This window comes from Variimorphobacter saccharofermentans, from assembly GCF_014174405.1.
In the GTDB taxonomy this organism is placed as follows: domain Bacteria; phylum Bacillota; class Clostridia; order Lachnospirales; family Lachnospiraceae; genus Mobilitalea; species Mobilitalea saccharofermentans.
In genome coordinates this window covers 2520939-2533841 of record NZ_JACEGA010000001.1, presented here as the reverse complement: position 1 = coordinate 2533841, position 12903 = coordinate 2520939, and the positions used below count along the sequence as shown (strand labels likewise).

The 12903-nt window shown below is 38.8% G+C and carries 13 protein-coding genes; 12 read left to right on the top strand and 1 reads right to left on the bottom strand.

The annotated features are described in order from the left end of the window. A complete protein-coding gene (locus tag H0486_RS11095) occupies positions 1-570 on the top strand; it encodes a TetR/AcrR family transcriptional regulator (RefSeq protein ID WP_228353065.1) in 570 nt (189 codons plus the stop codon). Positions 571-629: 59 nt separating this feature from the next. Here the strand turns inward: H0486_RS11095 and H0486_RS11090 are convergent, their stop codons facing one another. After that, positions 630-842 (bottom strand): MBL fold metallo-hydrolase, encoded by a 213-nt coding sequence (locus H0486_RS11090; protein WP_228353064.1) that lies wholly within the window; start codon positions 840-842, stop codon positions 630-632. Positions 843-999: 157 nt separating this feature from the next. On the opposite strand from H0486_RS11090, the gene H0486_RS11085 reads away from it, so the two are divergent. The 11 genes from H0486_RS11085 to H0486_RS11035 all read left to right on the top strand — a co-directional run bounded on the left by H0486_RS11085 (position 1000) and on the right by H0486_RS11035 (position 12816). Further along, positions 1000-1413 (top strand): Lrp/AsnC family transcriptional regulator, encoded by a 414-nt coding sequence (locus H0486_RS11085; protein WP_228353063.1) that lies wholly within the window; start codon positions 1000-1002, stop codon positions 1411-1413. 69 nt (positions 1414-1482) lie between these two features. Further along, positions 1483-2193, top strand: a complete 711-nt coding sequence (locus H0486_RS11080; protein WP_228353062.1) for a FadR/GntR family transcriptional regulator — start codon at positions 1483-1485, stop codon at positions 2191-2193. A gap of 624 nt (positions 2194-2817) precedes the next feature. After that, positions 2818-4365, top strand: coding sequence for an L-lactate permease (locus H0486_RS11075; protein ID WP_330594503.1), 1548 nt, complete (start codon positions 2818-2820; stop codon positions 4363-4365). Between the two features lie 76 nt (positions 4366-4441). Continuing rightward, complete coding sequence (locus H0486_RS11070; RefSeq protein WP_228353061.1) at positions 4442-5230, top strand: electron transfer flavoprotein subunit beta/FixA family protein; 789 nt, start codon at positions 4442-4444, stop codon at positions 5228-5230. A gap of 13 nt (positions 5231-5243) precedes the next feature. Next, a complete protein-coding gene (locus tag H0486_RS11065) occupies positions 5244-6440 on the top strand; it encodes an electron transfer flavoprotein subunit alpha (protein ID WP_228353060.1) in 1197 nt (398 codons plus the stop codon). 51 nt (positions 6441-6491) lie between these two features. Then, the gene (locus H0486_RS11060; protein ID WP_228353059.1) at positions 6492-7895 is read left to right on the top strand and encodes an FAD-binding oxidoreductase; all 1404 of its coding nucleotides are present in this window, start codon (positions 6492-6494) and stop codon (positions 7893-7895) included. 169 nt (positions 7896-8064) lie between these two features. Then, on the top strand, positions 8065-8475 hold the full coding sequence (locus H0486_RS11055; RefSeq protein ID WP_228353058.1) for an iron chaperone: 411 nt from the start codon (positions 8065-8067) through the stop codon (positions 8473-8475). A 39-nt stretch (positions 8476-8514) separates the two neighbouring features. Beyond that, positions 8515-9474 carry an aldo/keto reductase gene (locus H0486_RS11050; protein ID WP_228353057.1) on the top strand — a complete coding sequence of 320 codons (960 nt, stop codon included), beginning with the start codon at positions 8515-8517 and terminating at the stop codon, positions 9472-9474. A gap of 65 nt (positions 9475-9539) precedes the next feature. Next, a complete protein-coding gene (locus H0486_RS11045; protein WP_228353056.1) occupies positions 9540-10106 on the top strand; it encodes a DUF4256 domain-containing protein in 567 nt (188 codons plus the stop codon). A 111-nt stretch (positions 10107-10217) separates the two neighbouring features. After that, positions 10218-12080: a beta-L-arabinofuranosidase domain-containing protein gene (locus tag H0486_RS11040; RefSeq protein WP_228353055.1), complete on the top strand. Its 1863-nt coding sequence runs from the start codon at positions 10218-10220 to the stop codon at positions 12078-12080. Positions 12081-12267: 187 nt separating this feature from the next. Continuing rightward, positions 12268-12816 carry a nucleotide triphosphate diphosphatase NUDT15 gene (locus H0486_RS11035; protein WP_228353054.1) on the top strand — a complete coding sequence of 183 codons (549 nt, stop codon included), beginning with the start codon at positions 12268-12270 and terminating at the stop codon, positions 12814-12816. The last annotated feature ends 87 nt before the right edge of the window (positions 12817-12903 follow it).

The following is a 12903-nucleotide window of genomic DNA, read 5'->3' as shown; positions in this document are numbered from 1 at the left end:
ATGGCCCGAATGCAACCTGAGTTGAGAAAGCAAGAATTAATTGAGATAGCATTTCGTCAGTTTTTACAGCAGGGATATCATAAAACCTCGATTCGCTCCATCGTAGGAGAGGCGAAGGGTGAGATTGGTATGTTTTATCATCACTTTTCTTCGAAAGAAGAGATTTTTCATGAAGTACTGGAGCAATACAATAAGCAGTACATTAATAAGGTTAAAAATCTAATAGCAAAGGAAAATAAGACTCCTATTTTAGAATTAATGGAGCTTGTATTTTCAGATTTGGAAGACTCGTTATATGAATATGCACATATGAACCGTGGGGCAGTTAATAAGCAAATGCTAACATTACTGCATCAGCAAACATTGTTAACATTAAAACCTGTTTTTTGCGATTTACTAAAGGAACGCATTCTACGAGGAGAAATCGCTCTACCTGAAGTTGACATTGGCTTATTAACTGACTTTTTACTCTATGGAATCAGTGCAGTACTTCATGACCAGGATGAAAAGAACATAAAAGCAAAAGAACAAGCAATAAGACTTCTGATGATCAAAATGCTGGAATGTTAATTGAGCTAAGTTCTTAGTTTTTGAGGGCGCCATACAAGGTGTAAATAAGAACTTACTTTCTATAGAAAGAAAAGCTGAGCTAAAAGTGTTCTATAATCTTGTGAGAGGGTTTCAATGGTAACAGGTAATTCAACAAGAGGATTCATATTCGTATTAGGGACTTTTTCGACTGCTCGATAAGTCCCCTTATTATTTAGCATAGGGTCTACCAGGATTTTTTTCCCTCCGATCTGTAAAAGGAAGGTTGCATGACGAATGTGTGTAATTTTCATTGTTTTTCCTCCATTTCTTTACTATACTAATAATAACGAGGCAAACGATATTATTACTAATACAGTAGTTGATTTATCCCAAGTATAGTCGAAAAGTCACTTGATTCGATAAATAATTATGGGATTAACACTTGAATGGTGAAAGGATTTTTGAGTTATGCTTGATCAAACAGATTTGAAAATATTAGAGCTACTCTTAAGTAACTCAAGAATGCAGTGGCAGGAGATAGGAGAACAGGTACATCTGACCGGACAGGCAGTGAAGAATAGAATTGACCGCATGGAGAAATTAGGTGTGATTGAAGGTTATACAATTAAACTGGATCTCCAAAAATTGGGGATTGATGTAACCGCATTTATAACAGTCTATATGAAAACAACGGATCATAATGCCTTTCATGATTTCCTCAAGGCGAACACAATCGTAGATGAGGCTCATCGGGTAAGTGGGGAAGGCTGCTATCTATTGAAGGTACATACTTCGAATCAAGAGGAGTTAGTAGAGTTATTGGATAGAATACTCAAGTACGGTAACTATAAAGTAAATCTTTCAATTACGCAAATAAAATGAAATCAATCATATTCAGTGCTAATATTATAGTGATAATTCTGAAAGAGAATGGAGACAAGGAGAGACTTAATGAACGATATCGGCATTCAGAAGAAATCTTACACAAAGGTTATTGATTATATCAAGGAGCAAATACAAACCGGAGCGTTACAAATTGGAAGCAAACTGCCTGCAGAGCGGGAGTTGTCTGAGAGGCTTGGCATCAGTAGGAACTCGGTGAGAGAAGCAATACGGACATTGGATATCATGGGAGTAATATCCAGTCAGCAGGGTGCCGGTAATTATCTGATTGGTAATTTTGAAAATAATCTGGTAGAGTCCATATCCATGATGTTTTTACTAAATAAGATTGATTACAATCAAATCAGCCAGCTACGGCGAGGACTTGAAATGCAGGCAATATGGCTTGCGATTGATCATATATCAGATCAGGAAATTGAAGAACTGAAGCGGATTATTACGTTATTGGAAAAGCAAACAGAGGAAAATAATATCATTTTGGATAAGAAATTACATTACACCATTGCAAAAGCGTCGAGAAATGTTTTGATATTTGACATCCTACAGGCCCTGTCCGATTTACTTGATAAATTCATATACGACCTAAGAAAAGAAATATTAAGCGAAGAGGATAGTAGAGAGAGACTAATGAAAGCTCATAATGATATGGTAATGAGTATTGTCAATCGGGATAAAGAATTAGCATATGAGGCGATTAATAATCATTTTGGTACAATTGACGAAAAGCTAAAGGAATATCATACGAATTCAATGAAATAAGACACCCCTATTGTACAAAGTGACGGAATGATTGTGAAAAAGGTGACATTTGTTGACCTTTTTTGCTAGGCAAGGTATAATAAATTTACAAACTGGTCCTACCAATTACCGAGACAAATCACAGAGCGAACATAGAAGGGGCTGTTGCAGAATGGATATGCAGAGGTTAAGACTTACAATAATACGATGTTGGAAGAATACGTTGTTGTGATTTAAATAATGACAACAACTACGTTAATCGGAGGCATTCAAAATCAATAATGTGTACTTCTACTTGAATGTAGGTAAGTCCTTTTCAAATTCTGTTGATCCATTTTGCTACAGTTCCTTTTTTGCGCTCAAATTGGTAGTACCAATAAGTAATATAAGTTAAATTATAACAAAAATAGTTATTCATACAAAAGAAAATAAACTGACAACAAGATTTTTTTAGAATTAGACTCAAGTAATTGCGAAACTTAATATTAGTTGCCATTGTGTATACAGTGGATTCATGTTCCGAAGCAAACCATAGCGGAAGGAGCGGGTTTGCGCAGGAATATGTATATGCTGTATACACAATGAAGATATCTTCAGAGTTTCGCAATTGCCTAAATGAATTTGAATCAAAGAGAGGAGCTTACTATGGAAATGGTACTTGAATTTATTTTAGCATTACTTCCGATTATCTGGTTAATAGTAGCGCTGACCTTCATGAAGCTTCCCGGGTTCAAAGCATGTACGATTGCATTGGTAATAGCATATGCTCTTGCAGTTATTGTATGGAAAATGCCCATCGGCAACAGCATAACTGCAATAGTGGAAGGAGCTGCATTGGCACTCTGGCCAATCATTATTGTAATTATAGCAGCTATTTTTACCTATAACGTATGTGTTCATACCGGGAAGATGGAAGTCATCAAAAGAATGTTAGCCGGTGTTACAAACGATAAAAGAGTATTGGTATTAATTATTGCCTGGGGTTTCGGTGGCTTTATGGAAGGTATGGCTGGATTCGGAACAGCGGTTGCTATTCCTGCCAGTATGCTATGGGGATTGGGTTTCAATCCGGTATTTGCTGCCATCGTTTGTCTCATTGCCAATGCTACTCCGACCGCTTTTGGTTCCATCGGTATTCCGACAACAACACTTGCGAAGATAACCGGTCTGGAGGTAATCGGATTATCAACGAATACCGTTATTATATTGGCTCCCCTGATTGTGCTGACACCGTTTATCCTAGTATTACTGACCGGGAAAGGTAAAAAGGCTTTGAAAGGGATCTGGTTAATAACATTCATATCAGGTATGTCATTTCTGGTTACAGAGTATGTCGTATCGAAATTCCTTGGTGCGGAGCTTCCTGTGGTAATAGGTTCTGTATGCTCCATGTTATGCACCATTTGGGCGGCAAAGACATTTGGACAAAAAGAAATTGATCCGGAATTTCGTTTAGGTGAGATCGATAAAAAAGGAGTATCAGGGAAGGAGGCACTAGTTGCCTGGAGCCCGTTCATACTGATATTTATCTTCTTAGTGTCAACTTCAAAGATAATTCCACCGCTTAACGAGCTGTTAGCTAGTGTTAAAACAACAGTGAATATCTATTCAGGAGAAGGAGCAGATCCCTATACATTTTCATGGTTGGCTACACCAGGACTTTGGATTATTATTGCAGCAATTATTGGTGGTAAAATTCAGGGAGCCAGCCTAAAAGAGATATTTAACATTTTTGGGAAAACAGTAATTCAATTGTATAAAACAATTATTACAATAGTTTGCATAATGGCCACAGCAAAGATTATGGGATATAGCGGAATGATTCCATCCATTTCAATCGTATTTGTTACGGTAACCGGATCCTTCTATCCGCTATTTGCTCCAATACTGGGAGCGATTGGAACTTTCGTAACAGGAAGTGGTACTTCAGCAAGTGTTTTATTTGGAGGACTTCAGGTTGAAACAGCAAATGCCCTGAATTTTAATCAGGCATGGATTGCAGCATCGAATACGGCGGGCGCTATAACCGCTAAAATGATCTCTCCGCAAAACATAGCAATAGCGGTGGCTGCCGTTAATTTACAGGGAAAGGAAAGCGATCTAATAAAGGGCACAATTAAACACTTTATACTGTTTTTGGTGATTGTCGGTATAGTAACCTTCATAGGTGCTAAGCTACTAGGTTTATCGTAATCAAAGAAATCAGTACTTCAATGGACTCGTAAAAATTTATCATTTAAATATTGTAATAACAAGAATGGAGGATAACATGAATATTTTAGTTTGTATTAAACAGGTACCGGACAGCAATAAGGTTGAAGTAGATCCAGTTACAGGAGTACTTAAGAGAAATGGTGTGGAATCTAAAATGAATCCCTACGATCTCTATGCAATTGAGACTGCACTTCGAATAAAAGAAGAAAAGGGTGGAACTGTCAGTGTTATTTCCATGGGACCCGGACAAGCAGAAGCAATTATCAGAGAAGCATTTGCAATGGGTGTAGATCATGGTGCATTGATTTCGGATCGTAAATTCGGTGGTGCTGATGTTCTTGCTACCAGCTATACCATATCACAGGGTATTAAAATGATGGGAGAGTTTGATCTTATCCTATGTGGAAAGCAGACCACCGATGGTGATACGGCACAGGTAGGACCGGAAATAGCGGAGTGGTTGAATATTCCGTCCTTATCCAATGTATCAAAGATAGCAGAAATCAATGATTCTGATTTAGTGGTAGAAATGGATATGACTCACGATATCGAGATAGCAAAAATTCAATTTCCATGTTTATTAGCAGTAGACAAAGATATCGTAATGCCCAGGCTTCCATCCTATGTTAAGAAACAAGAGACGAAGAACAGAGAGGTTAGAGTCATAAGCCTTGCGGATTTGGAAGACAAGAACGAGAAGAATTACGGATTAAACGGATCACCCACACAGGTGCAGAGGATATTCCCGCCTGAGGTAAATGATCACAGGGAAATCTGGAATGGAACATCAGCAGAGATATCAAACCAGCTATATAAAAAGCTGAACGAATTAAAGTTTGCATAGGGGGAATTAAAGTATGGCTAAATTAGTTATCAATCAAAAGCTAGTAGGAAATATCAACGATATGATCAGTCTTTGTCCTTTTGGCGCGATGGAAGAAAAGAATGGTGAGTTGACCATCAATTCAGCCTGTAAAATGTGTAAAATATGTGTGAAAAAGGGCCCTAAGGGTGCTGTTGAATATGTGGAAGAGGCTGTTGAAGCAATCGATAAAAGCTTATGGAACGGAATTGCAGTGTATGTTGACCATATTGATGGACAAATTCATCCTGTTACCTATGAGTTAATTGGAAAGGCTAAGGAGCTCGCTGCCAAGATTAATCATCCCGTATACGCAGTGATCATGGGTAGCAATATCACGGGGCAATGTCGTGAGCTATGCCATTATGCGGTAGATAAGGTATTTGTTTATGATTATCCACAACTGGACCGTTTCAAGATAGAACCTTATACGAAAGTATTTGAGGATTTCGTACAGAAAATTAAGCCAACTGCAATTTTGATGGGAGCAACTCCGGTTGGACGCCAGCTTGCACCTAGATTGGCAGCGAGATTAAGAACCGGCTTAACTGCAGACTGTACCATCCTTGATATCAATGAAGATACGGATTTAATTCAGATACGGCCAGCCTTCGGTGGTAATATCATGGCCCAGATTGTAACTCCGAATCATAGACCTCAGATGGCGACGGTTCGTTACAAGGTGATGGATGCACCAAAGAGAAATGAAGAGGAAAGCGGAGAAATCGTTCCATGTGAGATATCAGAAGAGAAGTTAAGCAGCAATGTAGTGGTAATAGATATCATTGAGAAAGAAAAAGAACAATTTATCGAAGCCGCAGAGGTATTAGTAGTAGCAGGCAGAGGGATAAAAAAAGAAGAAGATTTACAGATGGTTCAGGAGTTGGCTGATTTACTGGGCGGACAGCTGGCTTGTACAAGACCTTTGATGGAAGCTGGCTGGATCGATGCAAAACGCCAGGTTGGATTAAGTGGTAGAACCGTACGTCCTAAGCTGATTATTACAGTAGGAGTATCTGGATCGGTTCAATTCACTGCCGGAATGAATAACTCGGAACATATTATAGCAATTAATAAGGACGAGAATGCTTCGATCTTTAAAACAGCACATTATGGTTTAATTGGGGATCTATATGAAATCGTACCAAATTTAATTCATCAGTTAAAACAGGGTAAGGAAATATCGGCATAACTTTCGTAAAATAGACGTCACATTATTTATTACTTGTATGGAGGTATAAAGATGGAATATAAAAAGATTGATCATCAGGATATGGAATTCATTAGAAATCTTATAAATGATCCTGAACGAATACTATTTGGTGAGAATATAAATGAAGAATACAGCCACGATGAATTAAGTGATACAGAGAGCTATCCAGATGTGGTGGTTAAAGTTATATCAACAGAAGAGGTTTCCAGTATAATGAAATATGCATATGAGAATAATATTCCGGTTACTCCAAGAGGATCCGGTACCGGTCTGGTGGGGGCTTCTGTAGCGATGGAACATGGAATTATGATAGATACCAGCTTGATGAACCATGTTCTGGAATTGGATGAAGATAATCTGACAATTACAGTAGAACCAGGTGTGTTATTAATGGAGCTTGCAGCATACGTACAGGATAGAGACTTATTCTATCCTCCGGATCCAGGAGAGAAATCAGCGACCATCGGTGGAAATATCAGTACCAATGCCGGAGGAATGAGAGCAGTAAAATATGGAGTAACCAGAGATTATGTGAGAGGTTTGGAGGTCGTACTCCCCAATGGTACTGTAGTAGAATTTGGCGGTAAGGTTGTAAAAAACAGTACCGGATATGCCATGAAGGATTTAATGGTAGGCTCCGAGGGTACTCTGGGTATTATTACGAAAGCAATATTGAAGCTACTCCCATTACCTAAGAAAGCCATCAGCTTATTAATACCATTTCCTTCCCTGGAACAGGCAATTCGTACGGTACCCCTGATTATTAAGTCAAAGTCCATTCCTACTGCTATCGAGTTCATGCAGAGAGAGGTAATCATGGATGCGGAAAAATACCTTGGTAAGAAGTTCCCTGATAACTCCTCCGATGCGTATCTTTTACTTAAGTTTGACGGCAATTCTACAGAAGAAATTGAAAGAGCATACGACAGTGTAGCAAAGATTTGCATGGAACAGGGAGCGCTAGACATATTCATTTCTGATACAACAGAGAGAGAAGAGTCTATCTGGAAAGCGAGAGGAGCATTCCTGGAGGCAATAAAAGGCTCCACAACCTATATGGATGAGGTAGACGTTGTCGTTCCAAGAAGCTCTGTAAATGAGATGGTTGAATATATCCATAGCCTTCATGAGAAAGTAAATATCCGGATTAAAAGCTTCGGCCACGCTGGCGACGGTAATTTACATGCCTATGTTCTGAAGGATGATCTGAGCGATGAAGAATGGGAAAAGTTAATGAATGAGGCCATGGATTTAATCTATGCAAAGGCACGGGAACTGAATGGACAGGTATCAGGAGAACATGGTATCGGTTATGCGAAAAAATCCTACCTTCTACAATCAATGGATCCGGCAACTGTTGAAATCATGAGAGGAATCAAAGCGGCATTTGATCCTAAGAATATTTTAAATCCTCATAAGGTTTGCCAAATGTAATAGATTTATTATTCTGTGATCAATACCGGCTGTGATGATGTGATGTCATCGTGGCCGGTATTTTAAATATTCATTACATGGTATATTATTCTGTTAAAAAGTGTTACAATATACTAAATATAATGTATGAAAGTCAACGTTACTATATCAAAAAAAGAGGTGATATGAAATGTGGAAATGTGATAAATGCGGACGTGAGTTTAAGAATCTGAACCAAAATCACTTCTGTGACGAAGTGGTTAATTCAATCGATGCATATATTGCAGAGCAATCTGATGATATCCAACCTTTATTGCATCAAGTACGAGATACACTCCGGGCCGTACTTCCTGATGCACAGGAGAGAATCTCATGGAGAATGCCGACCTACTGGAGAAAGCATAATATTATCCACTTTGCTGCTTTTAAGAAGCATATCGGGTTATATCCCGGAGATAAGGCTATGGAGCATTTTGCAGACAGACTCACAGAGTATAAGACAAGTAAAGGCGCGGTACAGTTTCCATATAGTAAGCCACTTCCCTTGGAGTTAATCGCAGAAATAGCACAATGGTGCTACCAGACCAATAACCACCATTAAGTCATAAAAGCAAACGAAAATATGAAAGGAGCAAATGAGATGGAATATGCAAAGCTAGGTTATTCTGGAATTGAGGTATCCCGATTATGTGTGGGATGTATGAGTTTTGGAGACCCGGCAAGTAAAATGCATGCCTGGACCCTAAATTCATCTGAAAGCGAAGCAATTATTAAACACGCCTTGGAACTTGGTATTAACTTCTTTGATACGGCAAACAGCTATTCAGCAGGAACCAGTGAGGAATATCTGGGTAAGGCGATTAAGAATAATATATCTCGTGATAAGGTTGTTATTGCAACAAAGGTATATTTTAATGAAGGAAATCTCTCAAAAGAAGCAATTCCAAGGGAGCTTGAGGGATCATTAAAACGACTGGGTATGGACTATGTTGACCTATTAATTATCCACCGGTTTGATTATAATACACCGGTTGAAGAAACCATGGAAGCACTTCATAAGGTGGTACAGTCTGGAAAGGTCCGTGCGATCGGTGCCTCCGCTATGTACGGATATCAGTTTGCTAAGCTTCAGAATACTGCGGAGAAGAATGGCTGGACGAAGTTTGTATCCATGCAAAATCACTACAATCTCCTGTATCGTGAAGATGAAAGAGAGTTAATTCCAATCTGTCGGGAACAGGGGGTAGTATTAACACCCTACAGTCCACTGGCAGCAGGAAGATTATCCAGACCTTGGTCAGCAGATACTCTACGTAGCCAGACAGATGTAGTGGCAAAAGGAAAATATGACAACACGATGGATTCGGACATTAATATTGTGAATCGGGTTGCTGAGCTGGCATCAAAACATAACTGCACCATGACACAAATTGCATTGGCATGGCATTTTGCAAAAGGGGTAACAGCTCCTATTATCGGAGCAACGAAAGCGAAGTACTTTGATGATGCTGTGGGCAGCTTCAACGTTACTCTTAGTGAGGAAGATATCAAGTATCTTGAAGAATTATATGTTCCTCATAAAATTGTAGGAGCTTTATAAATTAGAATAATTATTCGTAACAATAGTTTGTAAGTATCAGTGACATGAATGGAGGAGATATTAGGATGGAGACCCATAAAAGAGAGTTGTCTTCTGCACAGCGAGAGGAATTACTCAAGACCTTGCAAGCCCGTTTTGAGAAACACCGGAACCGTCACAAAGACTTTGAATGGGCTGACATCGAAGCGAAGTTATTGGCAAATCCAGAGAAATTATGGTCACTCAATGAGATGGAGAACACCGGAGGAGAGCCGGACGTAGTTGATTATGATACGAGGGCAGGTGAATTCATCTTTTATGATTGTTCAACAGAAAGTCCCACAGGACGCAGAAGTGTTTGCTACGATCGGGAAGCATTAGAAGCAAGAAAGGCAAATAAACCTAAGAATAATGTGGTGGATATGGCATCTGCCATGGGTATTGAACTATTAACAGAGGAACAATATCGACATCTGCAAGAGCTTGGTGCTTTTGATACGAAAACATCCAGTTGGTTGAAGACACCTTCTGACATTAGAAAACTCGGCGGTGCCATATTCGGTGATTTCCGATACGGAAAAGTATTTGTGTATCATAATGGCGCTGATTCTTATTATAGTGCCAGAGGGTTTCGTGGCTCATTGAGAGCATGATTTTATGATAATAAGTCAATTTTCCATTCGTATATATCATTGTTTCAGAGGGGGGCGTAACGCTATAATATAGATAAACCATATAGCGGGCAAGTATTGGAGGTAAATGATATGTTAGAGCTTAAAGGGAAGAATGTAATAATAAATGATGATGAATTAAGAAGAAGAGAAGAAAAAAACAGAGAATATCTTATGAAGTTGTCCAGTGATAATTTACTGCTAAATTATCAAGTAGAGGCTGGCAGATTTCATGGACGAGAAGTTCCGGAGGGAGCACATACAGGATGGGAGTCTCCTGTATGTCAGCTTCGAGGGCATTTTCTTGGGCATTGGCTATCTGCTGCAGCGATAAATTATTATGAGACCGGCAATATGGAGCTAAAAGTAAAAGCGGATAAAATCGTTGATGAATTGGCAGAATGTCAGAGGGATAATGGAGGAAAGTGGGTAGGACCAATCCCGGAGAAATATCTATATTGGATTGCCAATGGCAAAAGCATATGGGCTCCACAATACAATATTCACAAGCTGTTTATGGGGCTGGTAGATCTATACCTTTATACAGAAAACCAGAAAGCTCTGGAGGTAGCAGATCATTTTGCTGATTGGTTTGTAGAGTGGAGTAGTAGCTACTCCAGAGAGAAATTTGATGATATTCTGGATGTTGAAACAGGCGGGTTACTGGAGGTATGGGCTGAGCTGCTTCAGATTACCGGATCGGATAAATATAAGCTTTTACTGGAGAGATATTATCGTAAAAGACTATTCCAACCATTATTAGAGGGGAAGGACCCACTTACCAATATGCATGCCAATACCACAATCCCTGAAGTACTGGGTTGTGCCAGAGCATATGAGGTGACAGGGGAACCGCTTTGGATGGATATTGTTAAAGCATATTGGAACTGTGCGGTTACGGAAAGAGGCTGTCTGGCGACGGGAGGGCAGACTTCCGGTGAAGTATGGATGCCTAAAATGAAAATGAAGGCTCGCCTGGGTGATAAGAATCAGGAGCATTGCACGGTCTATAATATGATGCGCTTGGCAGAGTTTCTGTTCAGACATACGGGGGATCCTGCCTATATGCAGTATATCGAATATAATCTTTATAACGGTATTATGGCTCAGGCTTATTATCAGGAATATAGTTTAACGGGCAACAAGCATAACAATCCCGAGACTGGATTATTGACCTATTTTCTTCCGATGAAGGCTGGCTTACATAAGGATTGGAGCGGTGAGACCGACAGCTTCTTCTGTTGTCATGGAACCATGGTTCAGGCGAATGCAGCCTTAAATCGTAATTTATATTATCAAGAGAAACATGATATTTACATCTGCCAATACTTTGATTCGGAGCTGAAGACGGAGATTGATGGGAAAGAGATAAGACTTCATCAAAAGCAGGACAAGTTAAGTGGAAATATGTTATTTTCATCTAATACAGCCGGGTATCAGACATACAGTGAGATTGCAGAACAACAGGAAAATCTGCCGAAGTATAGAAAGTATGATTTTGATATTCATGTATCGAATCCGATGAAACTGGCTCTTAACTTTCGAATACCGGAGTGGATTATTTCAGAGGCAGTGATTTATTTGAATGATGAGCTTTATGACAAAACAAAGGATAGTTCTGTATTTTATAAGATAGAAAAAGAATGGCAGGATGGCGATCGAGTAAGTATAATCCTTCCCATTGGAATTCGTTTTATCCCGCTTCCCGATGATGCGAATACAGGAGCATTTCGTTATGGTCCGGAGGTATTAGCAGGTATCTGTGAGTCGGAGCGAATTCTATATGTTGAAAATGACAAGATCGAGTCAGAGATCATGATGGAAAATGAACGTGAGTGGGGTAGCTGGCGGTATTTCTTTAAAACGGTTAATCAGGATCCCGTCATACAGTTAAGAAGAATTCGGGATATTGGTTATGAACCATATCAGATATATTTCCAAATAAAAAGAAGATAAATATATCAATAATTTACATGTGGGACTGTTATGTAATATATCAGAAGAAATTATGAACAGACATAATCTCTTTTGATATAATGTGTAACAGTCCTTCATTTATAAGAGAATAAGTTGATAAATACTGGTATTTATTTGTAATATGATGTAATATTAGGGAGTAATATAGTATGATAGGGGGAGTAATATGTTTTGTACAAAATGCGGTATTCAATGTGAAGAATTTAATGATAATGGTATTCTAAGACACCGTTGTCCTTCATGCAATTATGTAAGTTATCGGAACCCATATCCCTGTGTGTCACTGTTAGTAGTAAACCAGAGAAACGAGATTGCTTTAGGAAAAAGACATCCTTCTTCGATTTATCCAGGTAAATGGTGCTTGCCTTGTGGGTATATTGAATATGGTGAGTCTTACGTAGCTGCAGGTATAAGAGAAGCGAAGGAAGAGATTGGAATAGATATTGAACCCATCGGTATTATTAATGTAGTTTCCAACGAGTTGGAGAATAATATAAGCTCATTAGTGGTCGTACTACTTGCATATTATAAGGAAGAAAATCCTTTAGTACCAGGGGATGACATATCAGAAGCAGCCTGGTTTCCTATTGATAAGGAACTGCCTCCGTTAGCTTTTAAAGCGGATGATTACATAATTAATAAATATCATAATAGTATGAAAGAGTATGGAGAAATTAAGTCAATTACTTTGGAGGGTAACTCCTTCGTATCGTAATACTGGGGTCCGTGCATTGTATACTATACTCCCTTTCGTCTAATCATAAAATTTAAAATTTATACTTGACACTTTTTTATCCTTATA